General features: G+C 54.9%; 25 protein-coding genes. 10 read left to right on the forward strand and 15 right to left on the reverse strand.

The genetic code is table 11. The annotated features are described in order from the left end of the window. Nucleotides 1-2 precede the first annotated feature (2 nt). Nucleotides 3-944, forward strand: a complete 942-nt coding sequence (locus tag CFB04_RS08315) for a winged helix-turn-helix domain-containing protein (RefSeq protein ID WP_088534843.1) — start codon at nt 3-5, stop codon at nt 942-944. 308 nt (nt 945-1,252) lie between these two features. Here the strand turns inward: CFB04_RS08315 and CFB04_RS08325 are convergent, their stop codons facing one another. Both CFB04_RS08325 and CFB04_RS08330 read right to left on the reverse strand, forming a co-directional pair. Continuing rightward, entirely contained in the window at nt 1,253-1,546 is a 294-nt protein-coding gene (locus CFB04_RS08325) for an addiction module antidote protein (protein ID WP_015718413.1), read from the reverse strand. Between the two features lie 9 nt (nt 1,547-1,555). Continuing rightward, a complete protein-coding gene (locus CFB04_RS08330) occupies nt 1,556-1,846 on the reverse strand; it encodes a type II toxin-antitoxin system RelE/ParE family toxin (protein WP_088534845.1) in 291 nt (96 codons plus the stop codon). A gap of 113 nt (nt 1,847-1,959) precedes the next feature. Between CFB04_RS08330 and CFB04_RS08335 the strand changes: the two genes are divergently transcribed. Together CFB04_RS08335 and CFB04_RS08340 are read left to right on the forward strand one after the other, a co-directional pair. Beyond that, nucleotides 1,960-2,307, forward strand: coding sequence for a DUF3024 domain-containing protein (locus CFB04_RS08335; RefSeq protein ID WP_088534846.1), 348 nt, complete (start codon nt 1,960-1,962; stop codon nt 2,305-2,307). A gap of 139 nt (nt 2,308-2,446) precedes the next feature. Continuing rightward, nucleotides 2,447-3,331, forward strand: coding sequence for an alpha/beta fold hydrolase (locus CFB04_RS08340; protein ID WP_088534847.1), 885 nt, complete (start codon nt 2,447-2,449; stop codon nt 3,329-3,331). A gap of 11 nt (nt 3,332-3,342) precedes the next feature. Here the strand turns inward: CFB04_RS08340 and CFB04_RS08345 are convergent, their stop codons facing one another. The 8 genes from CFB04_RS08345 to CFB04_RS08380 all read right to left on the reverse strand — a co-directional run bounded on the left by CFB04_RS08345 (nt 3,343) and on the right by CFB04_RS08380 (nt 10,876). Beyond that, complete coding sequence (locus CFB04_RS08345) at nt 3,343-4,029, reverse strand: VC0807 family protein (protein WP_088534848.1); 687 nt, start codon at nt 4,027-4,029, stop codon at nt 3,343-3,345. A gap of 110 nt (nt 4,030-4,139) precedes the next feature. Then, nucleotides 4,140-4,421, reverse strand: a complete 282-nt coding sequence (locus CFB04_RS08350; protein WP_088534849.1) for a barstar family protein — start codon at nt 4,419-4,421, stop codon at nt 4,140-4,142. Then, a complete protein-coding gene (locus CFB04_RS08355) occupies nt 4,412-4,924 on the reverse strand; it encodes a ribonuclease domain-containing protein (RefSeq protein WP_088534850.1) in 513 nt (170 codons plus the stop codon). Before CFB04_RS08355 ends, CFB04_RS08350 begins: the two co-directional genes overlap by 10 nt. A 35-nt stretch (nt 4,925-4,959) precedes the next feature. Next, nucleotides 4,960-5,349 (reverse strand): hypothetical protein, encoded by a 390-nt coding sequence (locus tag CFB04_RS08360; protein WP_088534851.1) that lies wholly within the window; start codon nt 5,347-5,349, stop codon nt 4,960-4,962. Between the two features lie 239 nt (nt 5,350-5,588). Next, nucleotides 5,589-6,071 carry an isoprenylcysteine carboxylmethyltransferase family protein gene (locus CFB04_RS08365; RefSeq protein WP_088534852.1) on the reverse strand — a complete coding sequence of 161 codons (483 nt, stop codon included), beginning with the start codon at nt 6,069-6,071 and terminating at the stop codon, nt 5,589-5,591. After that, nucleotides 6,068-6,547 carry a methylglyoxal synthase gene (locus CFB04_RS08370; RefSeq protein ID WP_088534853.1) on the reverse strand — a complete coding sequence of 160 codons (480 nt, stop codon included), beginning with the start codon at nt 6,545-6,547 and terminating at the stop codon, nt 6,068-6,070. The genes CFB04_RS08365 and CFB04_RS08370 overlap by 4 nt, the downstream gene beginning before the upstream one ends. 110 nt (nt 6,548-6,657) lie before the next feature. Beyond that, complete coding sequence (locus CFB04_RS08375; RefSeq protein ID WP_088534854.1) at nt 6,658-9,639, reverse strand: AAA family ATPase; 2,982 nt, start codon at nt 9,637-9,639, stop codon at nt 6,658-6,660. Nucleotide 9,640: 1 nt separating this feature from the next. Then, entirely contained in the window at nt 9,641-10,876 is a 1,236-nt protein-coding gene (locus tag CFB04_RS08380; protein WP_088534855.1) for an exonuclease SbcCD subunit D, read from the reverse strand. 436 nt (nt 10,877-11,312) lie between these two features. Here CFB04_RS08380 and CFB04_RS08385 point away from each other — a divergent pair, with 436 nt between their 5' ends. From CFB04_RS08385 to CFB04_RS08400, 4 genes are all read left to right on the forward strand, one after another. Then, a complete protein-coding gene (locus tag CFB04_RS08385; protein ID WP_088534856.1) occupies nt 11,313-11,534 on the forward strand; it encodes a hypothetical protein in 222 nt (73 codons plus the stop codon). Between the two features lie 49 nt (nt 11,535-11,583). Then, nucleotides 11,584-15,678: a multicopper oxidase domain-containing protein gene (locus CFB04_RS08390; protein WP_088534857.1), complete on the forward strand. Its 4,095-nt coding sequence runs from the start codon at nt 11,584-11,586 to the stop codon at nt 15,676-15,678. A 27-nt stretch (nt 15,679-15,705) separates the two neighbouring features. Beyond that, the gene (locus tag CFB04_RS08395; RefSeq protein WP_088534858.1) at nt 15,706-16,905 is read left to right on the forward strand and encodes a hypothetical protein; all 1,200 of its coding nucleotides are present in this window, start codon (nt 15,706-15,708) and stop codon (nt 16,903-16,905) included. 192 nt (nt 16,906-17,097) lie between these two features. Continuing rightward, nucleotides 17,098-17,673 (forward strand): DedA family protein, encoded by a 576-nt coding sequence (locus CFB04_RS08400; RefSeq protein ID WP_088534859.1) that lies wholly within the window; start codon nt 17,098-17,100, stop codon nt 17,671-17,673. A 1-nt stretch (nt 17,674) separates the two neighbouring features. Here CFB04_RS08400 and CFB04_RS08405 read toward each other — a convergent pair whose 3' ends face one another. Then, the gene (locus tag CFB04_RS08405; RefSeq protein ID WP_088534860.1) at nt 17,675-17,956 is read right to left on the reverse strand and encodes a hypothetical protein; all 282 of its coding nucleotides are present in this window, start codon (nt 17,954-17,956) and stop codon (nt 17,675-17,677) included. 81 nt (nt 17,957-18,037) lie between these two features. Beyond that, nucleotides 18,038-19,747 carry a phosphatidylinositol-specific phospholipase C gene (locus CFB04_RS08410; RefSeq protein WP_157698761.1) on the reverse strand — a complete coding sequence of 570 codons (1,710 nt, stop codon included), beginning with the start codon at nt 19,745-19,747 and terminating at the stop codon, nt 18,038-18,040. A 379-nt stretch (nt 19,748-20,126) separates the two neighbouring features. Between CFB04_RS08410 and CFB04_RS08415 the strand changes: the two genes are divergently transcribed. Beyond that, nucleotides 20,127-21,020 carry a rod shape-determining protein gene (locus tag CFB04_RS08415; RefSeq protein ID WP_088534862.1) on the forward strand — a complete coding sequence of 298 codons (894 nt, stop codon included), beginning with the start codon at nt 20,127-20,129 and terminating at the stop codon, nt 21,018-21,020. An 11-nt stretch (nt 21,021-21,031) separates the two neighbouring features. Further along, a complete protein-coding gene (gene rnk / locus CFB04_RS08420) occupies nt 21,032-21,457 on the forward strand; it encodes a nucleoside diphosphate kinase regulator (protein ID WP_088534863.1) in 426 nt (141 codons plus the stop codon). An 18-nt stretch (nt 21,458-21,475) separates the two neighbouring features. Here rnk and CFB04_RS18400 read toward each other — a convergent pair whose 3' ends face one another. Then, entirely contained in the window at nt 21,476-21,607 is a 132-nt protein-coding gene (locus CFB04_RS18400) for a hypothetical protein (RefSeq protein ID WP_255396964.1), read from the reverse strand. Nucleotides 21,608-21,763: 156 nt separating this feature from the next. Continuing rightward, complete coding sequence (locus CFB04_RS18215; protein WP_197692600.1) at nt 21,764-21,994, reverse strand: hypothetical protein; 231 nt, start codon at nt 21,992-21,994, stop codon at nt 21,764-21,766. Between CFB04_RS18215 and CFB04_RS08425 the strand changes: the two genes are divergently transcribed. Next, nucleotides 21,993-22,634: a hypothetical protein gene (locus CFB04_RS08425; RefSeq protein ID WP_197692601.1), complete on the forward strand. Its 642-nt coding sequence runs from the start codon at nt 21,993-21,995 to the stop codon at nt 22,632-22,634. The two genes, CFB04_RS18215 and CFB04_RS08425, sit on opposite strands and share 2 nt — an antisense overlap. A 236-nt stretch (nt 22,635-22,870) precedes the next feature. Here CFB04_RS08425 and CFB04_RS08430 read toward each other — a convergent pair whose 3' ends face one another. After that, nucleotides 22,871-25,204, reverse strand: a complete 2,334-nt coding sequence (locus CFB04_RS08430; RefSeq protein ID WP_088534864.1) for a DUF262 domain-containing protein — start codon at nt 25,202-25,204, stop codon at nt 22,871-22,873. Between the last annotated feature and the right edge of the window lie 9 nt (nt 25,205-25,213).

A 25,213-nucleotide genomic window follows, 5' to 3' on the forward strand; every position in this document is an offset into this window, starting at 1 on the left:
TCATGGCCATTCCAGATTATCAAGCCTGCATGTTGCCCCTCCTTCGTTTGGCATCCGACGGGAATGAACACCAGCTTAAAGATGCTACTGGCCCTTTGGCGAAAGAATTTGATTTGACGGAGGATGAACTTCGTAAATTCCTTCCGAGCGGCTTGCAACCTGTTTTTATTAATCGAGTTGCGTGGGCTCGTACGTACTTGGGTAAGGCTGGTTTGCTTTGTTCAACAAGAAGAGGATTTTTCAAAATTACACCAAAAGGCCTTGAACTCGTTAACGGCGGAATAAGCGAGCTTAATACCAAGTTTTTAGAACAATATCCTGAGTTTCAAGAATTTAAAGCGGGACGAGGAGAGGTACGCAGTCAAGATCGAATCGTTACAGTAACTGTCCCTGAAGACACAGAGACTGCGGTAAACGATGAAACAGAAATAAGAAAATCCTATCATATACAAGCTCTATTGGCGCGTATCGGCGAAAAAATGGGATTCAGTATTTGGCTTCCTAGAAGTGATCGCGGAAATGTAACGAGAGAATGGACTCCTGCAGGTTCGACTTTACTCGATGTACTTCCACTCAATTACGATGACACGACAATCAGAACAATTGAACAAATAGATGTTATTTGGCTCAAGAAGCGATCTATTGTCAGAGCATTTGAAGTTGAACATACTACATCAGTCTATTCTGGACTATTACGAATGGCTGATTTGCTGGCGCTTCAACCCAACATGGACATACATCTTCACATTGTTGCCCCATCTACACGCCGAGACAAGGTCTTTCAGGAAATTCAAAGGCCAGTATTCTCATTGCTTGATCGCGCGCCATTATATGAGTGTTGCAGCTACATATCCTACGACAGTATGGAGCAACTAGCCCAAGAAAGGCACCTGGAACATCTGTCTGACTCAGTACTTGATGAATACAGCGAGTGGGCGGAATAGCTTCAAGAGGAGGTCTCAAGACATTCAACCAGCCGGTTGCAGGCCGCCCCGCCCGGAAAACCGACCGGGCGAAGCGGGTGAACCGGGCACGCCGTTGTGCAAAAATAAACATGGAATTTACAAAAAAATTTCTAATTCTCTTTGGTTTTATCGGATTGGGTTTTGCGGCATTCACCCTGCGAACTGGGGTTTTAGGCAATCAGGAGAATTCATTCAGGAAAGAACTCAGAAGCAACTTGCTGTTCCTTCTGGCAATTTGCGGTAATCGCAGGCGTCATCATTTATTTCAATAATTGAGGGATAAGCATTTATCGAGCTTCGGCGTGAAGTTTGAGCCCCAGAGCCGAAACAATTTTTAAAATCGTATCGAAACCCGGAACTCGTTCACCAGAAAGTGCCTTGTAAAGGCTTTCTCGAGAAAGGCCCGCATCTCGCGCCACCTGAGACATGCCTTTGGCACGGGCTATATCGCCGAGGGCCTTGGCAATGAAAGCTGCATCGCCATTAGCCTCTTCGAGGGACGCTTCAAGGTAGGCCGCCATTTCTTCCGGAGTACGGAGATGTTCGGCAACATCATATCGACTGGTGGCTGTTTTAGGCATTTTCGACTCCTATAAGTTCTGTGCAAGCCTGATAGCGGCCTTGATATCCCGAGACTGGCTGCTCTTATCGCCACCGGCCAACAGGATGATCAATTCGCTTCCGCGCTGGATGAAGTAGACACGATAACCGGGTCCGTAGTTGATCCGCATCTCCGAAAGGCCTTCACCAACAGGCTTAACGTCTCCTGCATTTCCTGAGGCAAGGCGTTCGATTCTGACGAGGACGCGAGCCTTGGCCTGAATGTCGCGCAAGTTGTCAAGCCAGCTAGCAAAAACTTCGGTCTTGCGAATTTCAACCATGGGCTAAATGTATCCTCCTGGCTACAGATTGTCAAACAGTAAGTAGCCGATGCCACCCTCGGCAAGACCCGCCGAGGGCGGGTCAGCCTCAATCCGTTATGCGAAGGGAATTTATGACCATTAGTGAATTTGAAATAAAGCGTTACGAAAAAATTGTAGGGCAATTTATTGAAAAGCGTCGTCCCACTCCGAACATACGAAACCAAGTTGATCTAGCCTTTAGAATCGAAAAACAAAGTGTCATCATATTTGAAATCAGAGAGTTGTGGAATCAACCAGGTAAAAAAATAGAATCTCCCATCGCAAAGGCAACATACGTCAAAAAGACAAATTCGTGGAAACTCTACTGGCAACGTGCTGATTTGAAGTGGCATGGGTATGAACCAACATCAGAAACAAAAACAATCGAAGAGTTTTTGGCTGTTGTTGAAAAAGACGAGTATGGCTGCTTCTGGGGCTGAAACAGCCAATAACCCGAACCCTTAAGCGAGAACAATGTAGCAACAGTGTCAGGTCTACACATTGACAAAACATGTGTGCAGAATGTCAAGGTGTAGACCTGACACCCAATTTTCTGTTGTAAGCAGAGGAGACAGCAAAATGAAAAAAGCCGCTTTAAGAATGTGCACCATCAGCTTCCTGATCTTGTGTCTGGTTTCTGGAAGGGCGCTTGCACAAGCAGATTTACCACATATTGTCACTTCGAAAGATGGGACCCCCATCTCTTACGAGAGCTATGGCTCAGGCGAGCCGACGTTGGTATTCGTGCACGGTTGGAGCTGCGATGCGCGTTACTGGCGTGCCCAGGTCCCGTATTTTTCGAAGAAAAACCGCGTTGTCACCCTGGACCTTGCCGGCCACGGCCATTCAGGAGCTACACGCTCACAATACAGCATGAAAGCGTTCGGAGAGGACGTTCAAGCAGTAACCGAAGCAACCGGCAGCAGGAGTGTGATCCTGATCGGTCACTCGATGGGCGGTTCGGTCATCGCCGAAGCTGCCCGACTGATGCCCAAAAAGGTTCTTGGGATTATCGGCGTAGATACTCTTGAAAACATCGAATATCCAATGACCCGTGAAGAACTCAATCAAATGATTGCGCCGCTTGAAAAGGACTTTCAGACGGGTAGCAGACAATTCGTCAAAGAAATGATTTCACCCCGGACGGATCCTTCGATCCGGGACTGGATACTCTCTGACATTTCTGCTGCGTCTCCTGCCGTTTCGTTAAGTGCCATGAGGGAGATGATGTCTCAGTATGTTACCGGTGAGGCAGCCAAAGTATTTGACGAGGTCCGTGTTCCAGTCATGACAGTAAAAGGCGATCTCTGGCCGGTTAACTATGAAGCCAACAGGAGGCATATGCTTTCTTTCGACACGATCGTATTGAAGGACACCGATCATTTCTTAATGCTGACCAGGCCTGAACAATTCAACAAAGCATTGCAACAAGCCATCGACAGAATCGCACGGAAAGTAAAATAGATTCCTGTGATTCAGTGCTTGATCGCTTCCGTCAGTTTCAGTCCGGCAAGCTCGTGAATACTACGCGACAGATAGTAGAACACAGCTATCATAATCAACATTGAAGGCAGCGCGATCACAGGATAGCTCAGCAGGTTCATGCGCCCCAGTTCCTCGTTGAAGGCGGGAGTGCCGGCCGGGCTGTTGACGATCCAGGTGGCCAGAAAGTAGTTCATTGCAGAGGAGAATAAAAACGAGCCTCCCAACATCCAGGTGGTGACCTTCAGACGTGCCTCGAAGATTGCTGCGTTCCCCCGCTGATGGAGGTTCTCCTGGATCAGCTCGACATTCATCAGCGCAGGGCTGAACAATAGTACACGCACCAGCGGCCTGTTGGTGAAGGCGGAGATGACCACAACCAGGCCGATCAGGCCGGGTATCGCCGCTTCTTTAACGGCCAGCCAATATGTATCCAGTTGCAGCAGTCCGATGCCGCCGGTAAGAAGGATGCTGACAAGGCCCAGCACTGCAGGCACATTGACCTTGCGCTCACGCAATAGCGACCGTCCGCCCCATAAAAGCGGGAAACTCAGCGCCAGCAGCAGTGCGTTTACCGTGCCCAGGTCCTCCGAACCGGAGAATTTCATCAGTATGATCGAGGGAATGATCAGGGTTATCGAGAGTTCGATCAACGGCTTAGGCTTAGATGCGTTATCCATGCAAGGTCTTTCTTTATACCGCGGGTACAGGTTCGAAGTGCTAACAGCTAGTGGTGATCCAGTGTAACATTTCCATCCGAATGAGACAACGCGCCGGGGGATTAAATGGCCTACTTTCCAAATATAACCCGGAAATCTCCCCGCTCCTCTTCCACCTCCCTGAGCAGATCAGCAACCTTATCAAAATCCCCCCTCATCGCCTGACGGGAGGCCCCAGAGTCCTCCCAGACCACCTCCATCGGGCCTTCGATATCGCTTGAGAGCACATCCCACAGGGCATCCAGGTTGCGCCCGAAATGGTCGGGGAACGGGAGCTGGCGGGCCAGCTCGTCGTAGAGGTCGTCCAGCGACCTGATCTTCCTGCCGTCGAGTACGCAGCGAGTCACCGGCATGCCGGCACCTCGGTGAAGGTGTTGTAGTGATCGACGGTGACCATCCGCAGACCGTCGTTGGAGAAGACCAGCCGCTTGGGGCCGCGGCGCCCTCCCTTGTAGTCCAGGTCGGCCTCGCGCCATCTCCTGCCGCCGTCAGGGAGCCTCCCCTCGCGGTTTCTGAAGGCGTCGCCGCCGATGCTTTTGCCTTCGAGCTGCGCGTTGCTCCAGAGGTCCTTCCCCGGCCGCCATCCCATCTTCTTCGCCTTCCCCTTGGTCACGAACTTCAAAGGAAGCTTCTTGTTGCCGCTCTCGTTGAGAGTGCGGAGCGCGGCCACCAGCTCCTGCTCGTCGATCTTCGGCGCGATCTTCCTGTTCAGCTGCTGAACGACCTGCTCGCATGTCTCTGCCGACAGGGCCTCGGGAATGTTGCCTGCGAGGCATGGGCCGGCGATGAGCATCCACATCCACATCACCCTGCCCAAGGCGCTTCGATTCATATTTATCCGCCGAACCCGGTCCATCCTTCCCTCCTCCAATCATACCGTCAGGGTCTGCATTACTGACCGCACTTCTGCACATTCCGTCGATACGCTTCCAGCTCCCCCCTGCTTTCTTGCAGATGACGGTCTCTTTCCGCATTGTCATTCTTGATGAAGCTCAACAGCGCCTCGATGGTTAGGCCCATATGCCTGTCCAGGCTCTGCTTCGCATCCTTGAGGCAGTCGCTCGTCGCTACTCTACCTAGCTCCTGTTGTATTAGTTGCAGATGCTGCACATGCGCAACGAGCGTGGCACGTGGCGTTACTTCCGCGACTTTGACCGCACCGGTGAACTTCCTCTCCATCGATTCCAGCTCTTGAAGCCCCATGGTCGGGTCGATGCGGTCGGTACAGCCGCCGGCGACGGCAAGGGCCAGGACGGTAACCGATGCAACCATTCTTCTCATAGTCACCTCCCCAAGGTTCTGCGAGTGGATGATTCTGGAGTCGGCGGGAGAACGGCCATGGTGAGAGTGTATCAGACAGCAGAGGATGCGGCAGTACCATGAGGTAGTTACAAACTCAGGTTGTTCAAAAATAGGCAGATCGTCGCACCCGCAGAAAGACCCGCGGAGGCGTAGCCTGGCTACGCCGCACAAGGGGGATTTCGAGGACGGCGGCGAAATGACTGTTTTTCAACAACCTGTCAGTAAAGGTATGGAAAGAACCGGCGCACTCTCCTTTTATACGCCGGGTAGCCGGGAAACTGCTTCTCCAGCCATTTCTCCTCCCGCCGCGCCTTCATGTCGAGCAGGATGAGGAGAAGAACCGTGTAGCCCAGCGTGAGCCACCCGTGCACCCAGAGTCCCCAACCAAACCCCATGAACAGCAGGCCGCTGTAGATCGGGTGCCGTACAAGGCGGTATGCTCCCCGATCCAGAAGGACGCTCCCCTCCCTGGGGCGCACGAACGGCGTGAAGAACTTTCCGTGCTGCAGCGTCGCGACCAGAGCGAGAAGCCCTCCGGCGGCAAAGAGGACTCCTCCCGCTACCGAACCGATGTTCCACCAGAGCGGGCTCCAAGGTGGAAGTGCGTCGGTTGTACTCGGGCCGAATGCAATGAGGGCAAAGAGAGAGAATTGGCCGACTATGAACCAGCCGCCACGGGAGGTTTTACTGGAGGAAGTCATCCCGCCTGCCCGGTTTCGGGCACAGGCTGATTTACAAGCCGCTGCCGGTACGTGGTGAAATCGGGGATATGCCTTTGATAGTCGGAGGACATTAATGGGGATGAGATGAGGAAATCGGCGGTGGCAAGATTGCACGCGACGGGGACGTTCCAGAGGACGGCCAGCCGCAGGAGCGCCTTCACGTCCGGGTCGTGGGGCTGGGGCTCCAGGGGGTCCCAGAAGAATATGATGAAGTCGATCTCCCCTTCGGCAATCTTTGCGCCGATCTGCTGGTCCCCACCCAGCGGTCCGCTCTGCATCTTCGTCACCGGCAACTCCAGGATTTCCTCCAGAAGGGTTCCGGTGGTGCCGGTAGCGTACAGATGATGAACACTTATCGATTCCCTGTGAGAGGCGACCCACTTCAGCAGGTCATCCTTCTTGTTGTCATGGGCTACAAGCGCGATGCTCTTGCGCGGCATGGAATCCTCTTCCATAGCTGGACCTCCTGCGTTTCAGCGAGATGATTCACTTATATCCGACAACAAGCCGGGCCTCAAACAAATTGTGACCTCGAAGCATTGAGGACAAATCCGGCAGCGACGCTTCAGTTTGAACCCAGGTCCCCCTCCAGCTGGATTACCTGATCGGTGATCTCGGTGAAGGACACGTCGTGGCTTATGAGGAAGAGCTGGTCGTACCAGTGCTCCGACACCTCTTCCTTGCCGTGGTCTATCGCTCGGAATGCCTGAGCAAGGTTTCCGCGCCGGGAAGCGTCCAGGTTCGACGTCGGCTCGTCGAAAAAGGCCACCCGGGCGCCCGTCGTCTGCAGCAGTGCAAGACGCAGCGCCACCACTGCGCTCATGAGCTGCCCTCCGGAAAGCTGGTCGTCCGTTCGCTCCCGTATCGTTCCATCCACCATGTCCCTCAGGACGATCTGGTAGTTCTCCCCCCAGTGTAGCTCCTCGTCCGACTCGGCAATGGTTCGGTAGATCGTGTCGGCGCGGGTGCCGATCTCCTCCCGGAATCGCTCGGAAAGCTGTGCGGAGACTTTATTGAAGACCCTGTTTCGCAGGTATTTTACCAGTTCCTCTTTTTTCCTCAGTTCCCGGAGCTCCTCCTGCTTCCTGCCTATCTCCTCCTGTACCTTCTGAAGCTCTGCAACCTCCCCGGCAACTCGCTTCAGGTTCTGGTCAAGATGGTTCAGGGCTTCCCGCAACGCAGCCGTGGAAGCATTCAATGCCTCCTTCCTTCCCTGGGCCGCTGCATGTGTTTCTGCGGAATATCCGGTCGAAAGCTCGCTAAATTTCCCCTGCTTCGCTGACTTCTCCTGTTCCAGCTCCTCCAGGCGCTTTACATATCTGGCAAGTGTCTCCTGCCGCCGGGGGAGCTCCAGTGCCGTCGGTTCAGCCTGCAGGAACCGCTCGTGGTCCTGCAGGGTCTGCATCTTCACCTCTTCGCAGCTCCTGATCGACTCTTCGACGTCAGCGAACATAGCCAACCGGCTTTCCGTGGCCTGCTTCTCCAAAACCGCTGCATTAGCCGCTTCACGATGGATTCCCGCGGATTTCCTTCTCTCCCGGATACGCTGCTCTGCCTCGGCCTGGTCCCGTTTGCGTCTCGTCACTTCCTCAGACAAGGCGTCGATCCGCCCCTTTTCGGCCCGCAGAGCAGCCAGAGGCTCTTCGACATCCGTCAGCATCCTCCCCAGAATGAGCCGCACCGACTCGGCGGCGTCATGGCACCCCTGCTCCCACCGTTCGAGAGCGGAGAGCTGATCGGCCGGAGCACCCGAAAACTCGGCCGCAACAAGCTTCTCCCCTTCGTTACGGCAATGCTCCAGCCGGTACTTCTCCAGCCACTGCGCCATCGTGTCGGCTACCGAAGCCTGATCCAGCAGCTTAACATGATCCAGGCGCTGCTTTTCACGCTCGCGCCGCTCCTGCTCCAGGTTTTCGACCTCGTTTCGAAGCAGTCGAAACTTCTCCATCTCCCTGGATGCCGTTTCCGCTTCTTCGATCTTCCTGTCCAGCGCGGAGATGGCATGTACTTGCAGTTCGATCTGAGACTCAAGGTGCCTCTTCTTCCCGGCAAACACATCCAGAGACGCCTTTCCCTCCAGGTTTCCGCACTCCTCCTGAAAGAAGGGGCAGAGGCCCTGCCCCAGCTTCTCCTCACCTTCGAGGATGCCGGTCCTCCTCCCCTCCAGCCTCGCCCGCTCCCCGTGCAGCTCGTCCCGCTCCCTGCGAAGCCGCTCCAGGATCTCGGCCTTTGCTTTCCACTCCTGCTCGGCAATGAGAAGGGCCTTCTTCTCGTGGACCTGGCCGTCGATCTCCGCGAGCCTTGCCAGCGTCACCTTCAGATAAGGCGTGACCGTGTGAAGCTGATGAACCGGGAGAACGGCGAATGCGGTCTCCATCTCCCGGTGCCTATCAATTGCAAGCTGCAGCGTTTTCTCCCGCTCCGACAGCTCAAGAGCTGAGCGGTTCACCTCATGTTCCTGCTCCTTGAGCTTCTCGACCTCATCTTTCAGCGTCTTTTCCAGATCCGCGGCTTCTTTCTCCTCATGCTCAGCGGCCTGAAGTGCCGAAGCCGCCTTGTTAGCAAGATCGGCAATCTCCTTTTCCAGAGACTGCTTCGCCTTCTCCCGCTCCCGAAGCTCCAGCAGCATCTTTTCTGCCGACCCGTACCGCTCCCGCCCCGGCCTCGCCTCCTCCACTGCCCGCGCCGCCGCCTCCGCCTGCTCCACCGAGGTTTTCTGCGTCACAATATATTCGTTGCCGCTGAGTATACTCTGCTCGACCTGAGCGATCTCGTTTCGCAGTGACTCGAGCGCGACTTTCCGCTCCTCCATCTCCCGCAACTGCTCTGCAACGGATGCCAGTACAGAGACACATTCCTCCAGTTCCTTCTTCCTGCTCTCCTGCTGGGCTCCGAGGTTTTCAAGTTCCTTCCTGCGCTCCGGCAGGCAGGCAACCCTCTCTTCCTTACCCGAGATGTCGGCTTCGAGAGCGCCGATCATCCCCTTTATCGTGCTCCCCAGCTCCTTGGTTTCCTCGAAGGTCTTTCGCCACGAATCTATTCCGAGAATCTCGTCGAATGCTTCTTTCCGCTTCGTCTGCTGCTTCAGGACGAACGGCCCGAGAAAATCGTTCTGAAAGGGGCCTATAACCAGCTTGAACTGGTCCGCCAGCGACCTGCCTGCCGATAACCTCAGCAGCTCCCTTATCCTCGACTCGGTCTCCTCCGCGCCCGCATGGTCCTCGAACTCGAACCCGTCTCCGACCTCCTTTGCCAGCCTCCAGTTGGCAGGAGTGCCCACCGTGCGGCTGACCTGATAGGTATCGCCATCGTCGGCAGTGAAGGTAACCGTTATCATGCCCCGTTTCTCGCCGATGGTAAGAAAACGATCCACATTCGACACGAAGTCGCGCGCATCCACACCGAACATGGCGTATCCGACAGCTTCGAAGACGGTGCTCTTGCCGACGCCGTTGGGGCCGGAGAGGACGTTGATACCGGGGGAGAAGCTTATTTTGCTGTCCCTGTGGGATTTGATGTTTTTCAGGTGAATGGAAATTATCTGCATGTCATTTCAGCAGAGCCAGAAGCTCTTCCCCCTCTGCATCACCCTTCAGCACCTGATTCCTTATTGCCAGCGCAAGGCTTACAAGTTCCTCCTCCTTCCCCTTCCATTCGCTGTTCGCCCCGACCAGTTCCCGCAGCACGTCCCGCTCGATATCGTGCAGGCTCCGGTGCTCTTTTTCCTCGAATCCGCTCCCCGTGACGAGGGAAAGGTGGTTCTTGATCTCGCAGTGCAACGGGTCGGCCAGTTCCTCCAGCAGCAGCCGCAGCCGTTCCCGGCCAAGTTCGAAGGGATGAAACCTGACACGCCCCGTCACCTTCAGCTCTATCAGCGGCTTCCCCCCCACATCCTTAAGCTTCTCCCCCAGTTCCCGCTTCAGGTGCTCCAGGGCATGCTCAACGTTGTCAGCTCCGTCAATGCTCACTGACACCGACTTCATGGGCCGCGGCGTGGTGGTACGGAACTCCGGGGTGTATTTACCATCCTCGATGGTGACGAACCAGTACCCCTTGTCGTAGCCCTCCTCCCCGAAATTCACCCGCTCGGGAGAACCGGGGTTGCAGGCGTAAGCGCGGCCGTCAGGGGTCGATACGGTGTAGGGTTTATGGCCGTGTCCCAGGGCGACGTAGTCGAACACCTCCGAGAGGGGCAGCGCCTCTTCCGGCTTTATGTTTCCGATCTCAACGGGAGAAAAGGTCCAGATGCCGACATGAAAGAGAAGAATGTTGTCCCGGGTCGTAACCCCTTCGCAGATGCGCGGCACATGCGCGCCCGCCTGGGCGCCGATGTACCCGAGGCCGTAGATGTTTACGCCGCCGACCTCGACCCGCCCGCCGCTGCCGGTTTCGTCATCGAAAGGGTCGAACCGGTAGCCGCCGCTTTCCGTGCGGGCCGGCCGGAGGAGCTTTATGTAGCCCATGTGGGAAAGCGCCTCCATCCACGATATGCTGTCGCGGCGGTGAATCCAGTCATGATTGCCTTCGACGGCTATGCAGGGGATACCTGCGTCCTTCAGGGGTTGCAGGACCTCTATCGTGCGGGCGAAGGTTTTGGGGAGGATCTGGCCGGTGTGGAAGAGGTCGCCGGAAATGAGTACGAAATCCGCCTCCCCCGCAATGGCGTCATGAACAATGCCCCCGAGAGTGCGGAAGAAGTCACCGTAACGCTCCATATGGCCGGCGGAGGTTCGGTAGGTCTTGCCGAGGTGTATATCGGCGGTATGGAGGAACTTTATCGGCATATTTCGTTGGAACTCCGGGAAAGATAGCCTGCCACGATGGTGAGACAAAGGGCGCGGGCGTGGGCCTTCGCGAGACACTATTAGATTGATGCACCTATCGTCAAGCTGGAAATCACCGCTTGAGCGGTTTCCGCACCGCATGCCGCAGCTCCTTTGTCATTCATATCTTCAATAGAACAGGCTAATTTGCGAAAAATAATTCCAAGCTCTTCTTGCATTGATTTTAGTCTGCCGTACACTCCTCATTAACAACATGAGTGCCCCAAACTACCGAAAAACCTGACCTTCCGACAGGAAGGACGAGTGCCCACTATTGACTAGACGGCCGGGCTGCTCAGGGGGAACTGTTACCTGAAGCTGCCCGGCCGTTCTTTATTCAATGCATGCCTGAGCAACCTGCACACAGGCAACGCCAAGAGAAAGGAGGAAGTGCTTTATGAACCGATACGGCGCACCGGCAGTAGGGATAGTTCTTTCCATCTTCGTTGCTGCATCTGCGAATGCCGCCCCGGAGGGCGCTTCAGAAGTTCCGAAGCAAGAGCAGCGGGTGACGAACGCGAAGAAGGCAGTGAAGGCGAAGCTCGAGTGGACCATGAACGTGCAGGAGCTCAAGGAAAAAGGATACGCAAAGAAGAAGCAGGCCCGGGACGGGAAGTAACCGAATTGCTCCTTGGCCGGACCAGTTGACATGAAGGGAGGGAAGAATTATGAACACACGGACATCGAGGATCATTACATGCCTCGCAATGCTGGCGGTCTTTTTCCTGGGAGTACGGCCACCCGCAGCCCAGGCGATAGACGGGACGAAGGTCCCGCACTACTTCGGGCCTTATCCGAACTGGGCACTTAGCCCGCTGCCGGTCGTGAACCCGGACGGCAGCATATCCGGCGGTATCCGCAAATTCGTGGACCGGCTGCCGAAGCTGGGGCCCGCCGGCGCCAATAACCTGGGCCAGTACCTTCCGGTTGCGGTTCCGGACACGGAGACCTATCCCGGCTCCGACTACTACGAGATCGGCCTGGTGCAGTACCGGGAGAAGATGCACTCGGATCTGCCCCCGACGCTTCTGCGCGGCTATGTTCAGCTCTCCACCAGCGTCGTACCGGGAGGGCAGGTCGCCCTGTCCAACGAGCTCCTCGACGGCACGTCGGCTCCGATTGCAGTTTATAAGGGAGTGACCCCGCCCCATTATCTCGGGCCGGTCATCGTGGCAGCCAAAGACAGACCGGTCCGGATTCTCTTCCGCAACCTGCTGCCCACCGGCTCGGGGGGCGACCTCTTCCTTCCCGTCGATTCGACAATGATGGGGTCAGGCATGGGCCCGATGGCGATGATGGACCCCCAGAACCTTGGCAGCATCTCCGATGAGGTCCGGGAGCAGATGTGCAGCCAGTACCCCAAGTCGGACATGTGCTTCAAGGACAACCGTGCGACCCTGCACCTGCACGGCGGGATCACCCCCTGGATCAGTGACGGCACGCCCCACCAGTGGATAACCCCGGCAGGCGAGGATACGCCCTGGCCCAAGGGAGTCAGCGTAGTCAACGTCCCGGATATGCCCGATCCCGGACCGGGAGCGATGACCTTCTTCTACACTAACCAGCAGAGTGCGCGGCTGATGTTCTACCATGACCACTCCTGGGGCATTACGCGCCTCAACGTCTATGCGGGCCAGGCTGCAGGCTACGTCATCACCGACAACACAGAGACCGCTCTCGTCAATGCCGGGCTCATCCCCGGAGCCAATGACACCATCCCACTCATCATTCAGGACCGCACCTTCGTGCCCGAAGGTGACATGACGGCCCGCACAGGACAACTCTACGAACAGGACCCGACCTGGGACGAAAGCCGCTGGGGGGGCTTCGGCAACCTCTGGTACCACCATGTCTACATGCCGGCGCAGAACCCTGGAGACCCGAGCGGTATGAGCGCCTACGGCCGCTGGATGTACGGGCCCTGGTTCTGGCCCCCCGCCAAGGACGCCAAGTACGGCCCGATCGCGAACCCGCGCTACAACATGGACCCGGCCACCAGTTTTACTACGCCCCTGGCGACCCCGTGCAACCTGGATGACCCGGCCACCTGGCAGTACCAGACCGACCCGTTCTGCGAGCCGGAGCTGATACCGGGCACCCCCAACATATCGGTCGGGATGGAACAGTTCAACGACACCCCGGTCGTCAACGGGACGGTCTATCCTACGACCACGGTGGACCCCAAACCGTATCGGCTGAGGATTCTGAATGCAGCCAACGACCGCTTCTTCAACCTCCAGATGTACGTCGCCGACTCGACCGGAACCGAGGTTGCCCTTAACGCCGCCGAGCTTGCCGCAGCCCAGCTCGACCCGGTGGTCTTCCCGACACCCGACACGACCGTAAGCCCCGCCGGACCTGACTGGATCCAGATCGGGACCGAGGGTGGCTTCCTCCCCGCGCCGGTGGTCATCCCCAACCAGCACATCACCTGGATTACCGACCCCACCAGATTCGACGTCGGAAACGTGGACAAGCACTCCCTGCTCCTCGCCCCCGCCGAAAGGGCTGACGTCATTGTCGACTTCTCCCAGTTCCGGGGCAAGACGCTGATCCTCTACAATGACGCCCCTGCTGCCTTCCCCGCCCGGGTCCCCAGCTACGATTACTACACGGGTGCTCCCGACCTGAGCCCCAACGGCGCCCCAGGCGTGCTCCCCGGGTACGGACCCAACACCAGGACGGTAATGCAGATAAAGGTTGCCGACGTCGCACCCGCCGGCGCATTCAACCTGGCGGCGCTTCAGACCGCTTTCGCCCACAAGGCAGACGGGACCGGAGTATTCGAGTCGGGTCAGCACCCGGTAATCGTCGGGCAGTCTGCATACAACTCCGCCTACGGCACCACCTTCGCATCGAGCAGCTGGTGCAACTCCCCCGGCAGCGCCAAATCGAAATGCGACGGTTTTGCCCGCATCTCGGAGCAGGGTGGCGACCTCTTCGGATTCAACACCTTGTCCGCTCCTGACGCAAAGCTCCAGATACCGATTGAACCGAAGGCGATCCATGACGAGATGAACGCAGTCGCCTTCGACGAATTCGGCAGGATGATGGGGAACCTGGGCCTCGAAGCCGTCCCCGCTACCCCCGGCCTCCAGAACGTCATCCTCTACCCCTACACGAACCCGGTTACGGAGCTGATCGATGCAACCAATCTGCCGAGCACCCTCAATGTTACCCCCATCGCCACCCAGGACGGCACGCAGATATGGAAGATCACTCACAACGGCGTCGACACCCATCCGATCCACTTCCACCTGTACGACGTGCAGGTACTCAACCGGGTCACCTGGGACAATATCGTCATTCCACCCGACGCCAACGAACTGGGCTGGAAGGACACCGTACGCGTCAGTCCGCTACAGGACACCATCGTCGCACTCAGGCCCATCATTCCGACCTTGCCGTTCGATCTTCCCAACAGCATCCGTCCGCTGAGCCCGATGATGCCCATCGGTTCGACAGCCGGCTTCAACAACATCGACATCCAGGGGAATCCGACGACGTCGATCATCAACAAGCTCGTCAACTTCGGATGGGAATATGTGTATCACTGTCACATCCTGAGCCACGAGGAGATGGACATGATGCGTCCCGTGTCGGTCGCCATGCCGCCGAGACAGCCGGATGGCCTCTCCTACTCGATCATGGGGGACGGCACCAACCAGCTGGTATCGTTGACCTGGAACGACAACTCCATCAGCGAAACCGCCTTTGTCGTACAGAAGACGACCGACGGCATTAACTGGACGAATATCGGAACCAGCGATTCTCCCCTGGAGGAGCCCAATACCACGGGAACCCGCACCTTCACCGATCCTGCTCCTTACAACCCCGACTCCATACTCAACTATCGGATCGTAGCAGAGAACACCGTCGGCTATGGTGGGGCATATCCGAGCATGACGGTCAAATCGGTGTCGGCTCCTCTGATCGCGGGCGCACCTGCAATACCTCTGGGAGTGGCGCCGTTTCCTGCCGTTGCAATGACGGCTACCGTGGGAACCCCGGCGTTTCAGACGGTGACGGTGACCAACACCACCGGCAGCCCTGTCTCCTTCACCAAACCGAACGCCCTCTCCCTCACCGGATCGGCCGACTTCACCATCGTCGCCGGGGCGACCAATACCTGCTCCGGGCAAACGCTCCAGGTGGCTCCTGCGGCACAGTCCACCTGCTCCTTCAAGGTCGCCTTCAACCCCGCAGCGTCCACCGTCGCAGCAAGGAGTGCAACCCTCACCATCACTCCGGACAGTCTTGCTACCGCAGCTCCTGTTTCCGTAGCGGTGTCGGGCACCGCCCAATACTCATTCACCATAACCGCCGCCACCAGCGTAACCCCCACCGGCAGCCGCGTCACAGGTACCATTTCCCCATCCGGGACAGTGTACATGAACGCGGGGGGAACAAAGGTATTCACGTTAACCCCGGAAGCGGGTTACACGCCGCGTGTCCTGGTGGACGGGGTTTATCAGGCAGTGACCGGCAATACCCTGTCCTTCAGCAACCTGGGAGCCAACCACGTCATCAACGTCAAGTTCGTACGCAACGGCGACGTGGTGGAAGACGGAACGATCTCCGCGAACGATGCCCTGAAGACCCTGCGGATCGCCCTCGGGCTCGATACACCTACAGTCGAACAGAGGATTGCCGCAGACGTCGGGCCACTGGTGGCAGGCAAACCGAAAGCCGACGGAACCATCGACGTGACCGACGTACTTCTGATTCTGCGGCGGGTGGTCAATCTCGATCCGAACTGGTAATTTCAAAATCTTCGTGAGAGGTGACATATGAACATGCGATTGATTCTAAACATTCTGGTATGCCTGTCGCTGGCGACACTATTCGGCTGCGGCGGTGGCGGGGGGGCTGCGTCATCAGGCTCACCGTCACCAGAGGCGTCGACGGTCGTAGCAGGCAAGGCGGTGAAAGGCCCGATAGGCGGCGGTACGGTGAGTATCTATGCCGTCAGCAACGGCACAGTAGATCGCTCGGCTCCCCTGGGCACCTTCGGCCCGACACCGGCAAGCGGAGCTTACTCCATCGACATCGGCTCCTACACAGGGCCCGTCCTCGTCGAGATCGTGGGGGGGAACTACATTGACGAGGCGACCGGTGCCCAGATCGACATCACCGGCGTGCCGCTCCGGGCTATGGTCGGCAACGCTTCGGGCGACGTCAGTGCTGCCGTAACGGCCCTCACCGAGATCGCCGCCAAGCGCGTCGTGGATTCGGGTGCCCCCATCACCGCCGAGGCCATTTCAGCGGCCAATACCGATGTGGGAAGCACATTCGGCGTAGCCGACATTATCGGAACCATACCGGTGAACGCCGCCGTGGCGGGGGCAGATACCGCCCCCCTGGCACAGCAGCAGTACGGCGTCGCCCTTGCCGCCGTTTCCAAGTACATGCAGCTGAATTCCCGCACTCTCGGGCAATCGATCACCGATTATACCCCTCCCCCCACGGCAGATCTCCTGCTCAAGCTGGACACTGCGCGCACCGCTTTCCTCGCCGATCCGGAGCGGAACCAGACCAGCATAACGGTCAACACTCCTGCCACCAAGGCCGTTCTCAAGCTGAGCACGGCCGGCACCCTGACGGCACCGGCCACCATCGGCGGGATCGAGGTCCTGATCAGCCTTCCGACGGGGGTATCGGTACCATTGGCCGACCAGGTGACCGGTGAGGTGGATGCCGCGGCGTTCACGGTCTCCGGAGTGGCCCCCGCGGGCACGTCGGCCAGCGGGAAGTTTACAGCCGCCGCCGGTACATCGCCGGCGACGATAAAATTGATCGTCACAAGTACTGCCGGATTCGGTACCGGTGAGTTCGTCACCATAACCTGCAACCTGGCTTCCGGCACCGTCGTCACCCAATCCGACTTCAGCCTGACAGGCTTCAAGGCGGTTAACAATGTCCTGACAGGCGGGAGCGTCGGGGCCCCCATCAGCGGCATTACCCCTGCCCTTACCGCCACGTTGCAGTAAAGCAGCAGGCAGCATGGAAGGAACATCGATGCCTTGCGGGAAGAAGCCTCTCCCGCAAGGCATCTTCGTTTTTCGGCAAGGGAACGAATGCGCTCAGGCTCAATCCCGCTCTTTCAGGATGGAAGGACACTCCCCGTGGCGGCTACACAGCGGCCGAAACTCCGATATACTTGAACAGTCGCGGAGGGGCGCATGTCGATGCAAGATTTCGTCACCACGTTCGGGTACCCGGCCCTCTTCGCCGGTGCATTCCTGGAAGGAGAGACCTTTCTGTTCCTTGCCGGATTCATGGCCCATCGCGGCTACCTGGACCTGTCGCTGGTCATGCTGACCGGGTTCATGGCGGCATTTGCCTCGGATGAGCTTTTCTTCTTCATCGGGAAAACCAAGGGGAGCCGGTTTATCGACAAGAGGCCGCAGTGGCGGGCCAGGGTCGAAAAGGTGCGAAGCCTGCTCGACCGGTACAAGAAGAGGATGGTCCTGAGCTTCCGGTTTCTATACGGATTGCGCACCGTCAGCCCCTTCGTCATCGGGATGAGCGGCTTCGACACCCGTGAGTTCCTGGGCCTGAACGCCATCGGTGCGGCCATATGGGCACTGATCATGGCAACGGCAGGGTACTTCTTCGGGCAGGCCCTTGAGACGGTGATGGATGACGTAAAGCATCACGAGTGGCAGATTGTCGCCGCATTGGCAGCGGTCGGGGTTACGATCTGGCTGGTCAGGTACCGGCTGCTGCTGCGGCGCGACAGCCGGAGAGCCCCTTAGCTCAGGCCGCAGCTCTCTCGTTCTCCAGCACCAGCTCCTGCACCATCTCTCCCAGCATCCGCCGGATGGTCCGCTCCTCAACGAAGCTGAAGAGTTCTCCGCTGCCGAACTCGATGTCCACGCAGTCGCGCCAGCGCGTCACCGTCACCGGCACCTCGCTCACCCCGTTACCCAGCAGGCCGTGGCACAGCAGTTCAGTCCCGCCGTTCCTCCGTCGAGGCCGGCTGGTCCGCAGATCGAAATAAACTCCCTGGTCAAATATGTCGTTGGTAAGGTATGTCATGGTCGCACCTCCTTGTTTGCCATTAAACAAGGAGTGTGCGACAGGATATGTCTCAGGTGGGTAACCGGATGGAGTGGGACTTTACTTTCTCACCCCTAGCGCCACGGCGGTGGCCGAACCATCATGTTCACCATAGAACCGGGCATCGCCGTAGTAGCTGATCTTTCCGTTTTGCGAGAGGATCCAGTAACCCTGGCCCGAGGGTGTCACCCCAATCGAGACCGCCTGGCCGTTACCGCCGACCCCGTGTCCATGGTACCGGGCATCTCCGTAGGTATGGATGCCGCCGTTTCTCGAGAGTATCCAGTAGCCGTTGCCGGAGGGGGTAACTCCCAGGTCCACCGCCTCGTTATCGCCGCCGACCCCGTGCCCATGGTAACCGGCATCGCCATAGGTATGAATACCGCCGTTCCTCGATAGGATCCAGTAGCCCTTGCCGCTTGGCGTCACCCCAAGAGCGACCGCATCGCCATCATGTCCGACACCGTGGCCATGGTATTTGGCATCTCCGTAGGTGTGGATGCCGCCGTTTCTGGAAAGAATCCAGTAGCCGTTGCCGGAGGGTGTTACGCCGAGGGAGACGGCTGCATTGTCATGGCCGACACCGTGGCCATGGTAGCCGGCGTCTCCGTAGGTGTGGATGCCGCCGTTTCTGGAAAGAATCCAGTAGCCGTGGCCGGAAGGCTTGATCCCAAGATCTACAGCCTCGTTATCCCCGCCGACACCATGGCCGTGATAGCCTGCGTCTCCGTACGTATTGATACCCCCCTCCTGGTTTACGATCCAGTAGCCCCCGCTGTTTCTGAAATTGCTGTTGATCAGAAAGAAGATCAGCTTTTCGTGGACGAAATCCATGGGCACTATGCCCATGGGGCCGTGATTGGTTACCAGCGTATTCATGAGCCACGGGTTTATCTTGTTTGCGAAATCGAGGGGCGAGGAGAGGGATTTCCATTGGGTCGCGCTGGTAAAGGAAAGGTACAGGCTGTCCGGCGAACTGTCCCTCTGAGCTGCGGTGATGTTGTTTCTGATGGCCCTTTTCTTCTCGTCGACCCCTTGGTCGAAATAGCCTCCCGGGGAGTAGAGATCTTCCGTGTACAGCGTCTGCCGCGGGTCACGATTGAAAACCTGCGGGGTGTCGCTCATGTGGAGCCATATCCCGATAAACCCTTCGCCGTTGGGGTCCAGGCCGAATCTTCGAAGCAACACTATTTTCCCCCGTACATCTCCCAGCAGGGGAATCGAATTGCCCAGATACCAGAGGTCCGGATCGCGATCGTGGTATCGAAGAAAGGCGTGGTAATAGGTCAAGGAGGGAAGATAATGATCGTACTCGTCCTTGAGGCTCATAAGTATGGTTTCAGAGGGGTGGTCTTTCAGGAAGGCACGGCAATCGTTTATTACATCGGTGAGATTCAGATGCAGATAAAAATCCTCGTGATGGATGACGATGCTGTCCCTGTAGAGCCTGCCGCGAATGTCGAGGAAGCGGACTCCGGCTTTGAGCTGTTCGGAGATGCTCATGTTCTGCGTCTTCACGAATCCGGCCCCGTCGATGGCGTGTGAAGTGTAGGTGCCTGTGTCATGTGTTCCGGGGATGGTCAATCGACTGATAGGGGTATCGTCACTGATCAGGCCCATCCAGTCGGATGGAACGATTTTGAAGTAGGTTTCCCGGAGGGCCGGCAACCCGTCGGAAGAAGACGTTCTTTCGGAACAGGCAGAAAGCAACACCAGGGGCAGCAGAAGCGCCGCTGCGGTTCGGACCAGCCTGAAAAGCATTTTTCTCATGATATCACCATGCCTTACGTGGAGTGGCAACCATATCCTCATCGGTTAAAGCCGATGTTGCTTAATGATTATTCATCCTGTCAACAGACTAAGGTATGAGTCGAAGAGGTTGAACATCGGATTGACTCGTATCGGCCAAACTGCTAGACTTGCGGCCAGGTAACCCAAAGGAGACTGAATCTTGAAATCTTTCACCGCACAGAACAAGTACATGCTCAAGATAGCGCCTGTTCGTTCTTATGCGCAGCATGAATCTGTGCCGGAGGGTTAGCTTTAGCTAAGGAAACCAGATCAACCAAGACCCCCGCCGGCACTGCTGGTGGGGGTTTTTTTATTGTCTAAGCCCCCCGCGAGACCTCTTCGTGAAAGGACAGGACCGATGCCGAGATTCGATCTTCACTGGCGACAACATGTCGCCCTGGATGTTGGGACCGCAACGACACGGATTGCCACCGGCACAAAATCTTTCCTGGTGAAGCCCTCCGTTGCGGAGGGGAAACCGGCCTTGGCCAACGGCGTTGTCGTTGATCCCGAAGGGGTGTTACAGCTCCTCAAGCCCCTTCTGGATCGGGCTAAACTTTTCGGCATGCTGAAACCATGCGTTCTGGCATGCGCGCCTAGTGATGCCCGGCCCGAGGAGCGAGCATTGCTCAGACATTCAATCATGAAAGCCGGGGCCGCATCGGTGTCCATGATACCTGAGCCCCTTGCTGCGGCAATCGGTAGCGGACTCGATGTCACCTCACCATATGCGCAGATGGTCATCGATATCGGGGAGGGGGTTACCGATTGCGCCGTCATCGTATCGGGCAAGATCCTGGCCACCTGTGCAGTCCGAAAGGGATGCTCCCATATGCGAAGCGCAATAATTCAAACCGCGCGGGAGAATGGCTGGACCATCTCCGATGAAAATTACGCAGAGCTGCTGATGCGCACTCGCGGGATAAAGCGCGAGCCGGCTGAGAGGGGTAGCACCCTGGCTGCCGTCGGACTGCAATCTGTTGTAGAGAATATCGCTATGACAGCGCAATGTTTTTTTAAGGATCTGCCGGACAGCTTGGGATGCGATATCATCGACAGCGGCATCTGCCTCACAGGAGGCGGATCACTTATACCTGGTGTAAGGGAATACATTGAACGGCATCTCGGAATCAGCATAAAACCTGCCGGCAACCCCCTTACGTCGGTGGCAGAAGGAGCACGTGCAATTCTACCCGTCATCTTTTCACCCAACAACCGGCTCTCTTCCCCGCTTGGCGGCAACTACCATTAGGAGGTTACACCGTGACGAACCATAAACGCAGACAGATTTACATCACCGAATTCGATCTGGATCGCCTGGAGGATCTCATAGAGAAGCATCGAGCAAAGACATCCCGAGACACGAGAAACCTGGACGAGCTCGAACAGGAGCTGGGAAAAGCCGAGGTAGTGTCGCCGGAAAGCATACCGCCGGACGTCATCACCATGAACTCCCGGGTACGCCTTGAAGATGCGGACTCAGGACACGCTACGGTTTACACGCTCGTATTCCCGGCGGACGCTGATGTCGAGAAGGGGAAGATATCGATCCTAGCCCCGATAGGAACTGCCATGATCGGGTATAGGGTCGGAGATAAAATTACCTGGGATGTACCGGGCGGACAGAAAAACCTGGCCGTAAAGGAAATACTGTATCAACCGGAATCGGCCGGCGATTATCACCTGTAACCAAACTTTATCATCCGACTATAAGAGGGACAGGCTGTAGCCTGTCCCCCTGAACAGCTCTCCTCTGCCGAACAGGATGTCGACGCCAATCGCCAGCGTCTGACGCACCGGCACCCGCTCACCCCGTCTAAACAGCAGGCTGTTACACACAGCTCTGCCCCCTCTTAGCCTCCCTTAGTTAAAGCTCATCAAGTTACCTCCCGATATATAAACCTGATTCGACCGTGACAAGGTACGGCCGATCCCGAGGCGCAATAGCTGGTTGCCCTCTTTACCATAAAAATTTGGCAGTTAAAAATACTGACGCTAAGTAAGGAGAAAACACATGGCACCAACAAAACACACTACTCCCAGGACTTCCACCACCCCGTTCGGCAAAAAGGCAGCTGCAACCAAGGTTCCTGTCTCTTCCAAGGCCGTTGCAGCGAAAAAGCCGGTAGTGGCAAAGGCTGCAGCCGCAAGCAAGGCGGGTGCAAAACCTGCCGCGGCCCCAACAAAGGCGACCTCATCCAAATCGGCCGCAGCCAAGCCTGTCATGAAAAAAGCTGCCCCTGTAAGCAAGGCCACTGCTAAGAAGGCAGCAAAAACAGTAACGGCTAAAGCCACGACTGCTGTTAAAAAAGCTGCACCAAAAGCTGCGGCAAAGGCAACGGTGAAAGCAACAGCAGCTTCTACGGCTAAAAAAGCCACTTCCCCAAAAGCTCAGGTAGCAAAAGCAACCGCCGCAACAGCCAAGAAAACGACTCCAGCTAAGAAAGTAGCCGCCGCCAAAGCCGCCCCTAAAAAGGCAGCAGCACCCAAAGCAACTGCTGCTGTGAAAAAAGCTGCTCCGCTGAAGGCTGCAGTAGCAAAAAAAGCCGCTCCGGCAGCAAAGAAGGCAACACCGGCTAAAGCAGCAGTTGCCACCAAAGCCGCTGCAAAAACAGCGGCGGCGAAAAAGCCCACGGTAACCAAGGCAGCTGCCACCGCCAAAAAAGCCGCACCGCAAAAAACCGCGGCTAAAGCATCCGGCACAGCGGCGAAGAAAGCAGCGCCGGCAAAGAAAACAGCCACTCCCAAGGCTGTCGCTATGCTTGCCAGTGCTTCAGCAAAGAAGTCTGCGGCAAAGACAGTTACCGCAAAAAAAACGGTAGCGAAGAAGGCTGCGACGGTCGTTAAAGCTACAGGGAAAAAGTAGCTAAAACGGATACAAAAAAGGTGCGCCTGAATTGCAGTCTGTCTGCATCAGGCGCACCTTTTCTAAATCTTTTGTCAGTAAACTCAGCCGGTGCTATTCCCAGAGATTGCCCGGGTCCATACTTTGTGTTTGCTGAAATAAGTATGGTGTCCCCAGAATTTGCCCAAGTTCACGTAGGAGATAGCAGACAAATGAACACCGTCCACAAGCCTGCCTATATAATTTATAACACTGTCTTATCTATACTTTTGATTGACAGCTTTAATTTCTGTCACAAACTTTGCTAGGTATTCTTCGTCTATCTTATTATTGTCCACATTTTTAAAAAGACGAAGCAGGTATGTCAGATCGTTCCTGACCGCAGCCGCATTAGAAGCTATGATATCATTATCACATGACGCTAGTGCTGCCCATACCAGGTAAAGATCCTGCATAGCACGTGAAAAAGGCGACGCCCCCTTAACGTTTAGCAACTGGTTTAGGGACGCCTTGAGATCTTCTGCATCAAGAATTATTTTCAAATTATTTATAAACTGATGGACGTTCTGAATAGACAGCAGAAACTGTTTCTTTTTAAGATGTTGGTCTTCGAAACTATGTAGAAGCGAAGAAATATTACGCTTATTATTGACCCTACAGTTTAGTCTGTCCTGTTTAGGATAAAAATCAACAGCGTTGATATCTCTATAGTCAGGATCTCCTTGAGCAAAGTCAAAGTAAGCAAGTATAGTTATAAGCTCCTCGTTCTCCATTCGATCCTTGTTTCTACTGGCCTCCCTCGCCCTTATGAAGAACCAGTCAATATTTTCATCTGTCAGATCTTTTATCGCCTGAATAACTTCATTATCAGCAGAAGAATTCCACATTTCAAATGAATTTTCCATTATTGGGTATGGTTTACTATTTAGACGGATAAATAAATCTATAGGTGAAAAGAACTGATTAATTGTTGAATCTATCTCGATTATATTCAGATCAAAATCTAGAATTTTATCCTTGAGCGACGGATCAATGGCCGGATACTTACTACCATTAAGATCATTTAGAATTTTCAAAGATTTCAAGTTAAAGTGGTTGTTTTTAGAAAAGGCCTTCTTCCCTTCTTCGTTTATATACGCTCTACCTAAGAAACCAAGAATAGAAAGAAGCCTTTGCTGACCATCAACAACCTCCTTTACTCCATCCTGATTTTTAAAAATAAAGATAGGAGGTAAATAAATACCAAGAAGTATACTCTCTATTATAGAAGACGCCTTAACAACATTAATTTTTTCTTGCCTTTGGTATGAAGGTCTAAGTAGAAACCGATTTGTTGTAACTTCTGACAGAAGTTCTTCTACCGGGACTGAAGTTGGATCTGGTTTTAGAACCCGCAGATTGCTTAGTTCGTCCAAAGTAAGTGATGCCTCCTCCTCACTCTGCATGAGATCCTTCACCCTGTTTCTAAACGTGTCATCCTTTATATAAATGTCAAAATTCACTCTTGTTAGTTTTTCCATTAAATACGCAGTATCTTGAAATCTTTCTATAATATTTTTGTAATAGTGACTATCCGCTGTTTCATACTTTTGATAGTTTTCGCCATAGTGACGTCTAAGCTTGAGCAATATGTTGTCATCTATATCCAACGCATATTCTTCCTTTTCTAAGACGGATATAGCCCATAGCAGGCACTCATATATCAGGCGACTAGAAAGATTTGTATCTGATGCAAAGTATTCGTGTATTTTTAAGATGGTTTCCATTTTACGTTTGAAGCAATTAAATTCAAGCTCAGGGTCTTCTATATTTTCTGTTATAAATTCATATAGCAGCTCTCTAATTTCTGTTCGCTTGTTCCCTCTCGCATATGTTTTAATTGGGAAGCTACTAAGCACCATATACCTTCTGATCAGGTCTAAAAGAGTGGCTATAATTTCAGCCTCCTTAGTGCTGTCTTCAGCTGTAAAGCAGCCTGCCATGCGCTTGAGAAAAGCTTTATCCTCCTTAAGGTACTCCTTAAAAAGTCCTGTCAGCTCATCACTATCATATTTGGCATTCTCGAGCTCATCCGATTTTAAAGGCGTGATTCCAGTATTGTATCTCCTAAATATTTCCTTTTTGATTTTGTCCTCTACCGAAACAGGTAGCTTTGGTTCATCAATAACTTCGAACTCGAATATGCGTATTTTCGAATTTAAAAATAATTCCTGTAAATCTGGCGTAAGCTTATTGAAAGTTACATTGTGTAAGAATTGGAGCTTAAGTAGGCCCCTTCCCCCAAGAGAAAAGTCATTCTCCCTGTATTTTTTTAACGTCTCGAACCGTTGTCTACCATCGATTACCTCGATGCTTTTTCCGGATTTGAAAAATATCAGTGGTGGAACTTCAGTTCCTAACAGCACACTCTCAATGAAAAACGAAGCCTTTGCTCTGTCCCAGACATAATTCCTTTGATAATATGGTTTGTAGTTAATTCTTTCTATGTTTCTATCACTTAGCATTGTCCTCACTGCTATTGATCTAGTACTTATTTTTAAATGTTTTTTAAAAATATTAGCAAATTCATAATCAGTAAACAAGTCAGCCACACTATCCTC

The sequence above is a fragment of the Geobacter sp. DSM 9736 genome, from assembly GCF_900187405.1.
In the GTDB taxonomy this organism is placed as follows: Bacteria; Desulfobacterota; Desulfuromonadia; order Geobacterales; family Geobacteraceae; genus DSM-9736.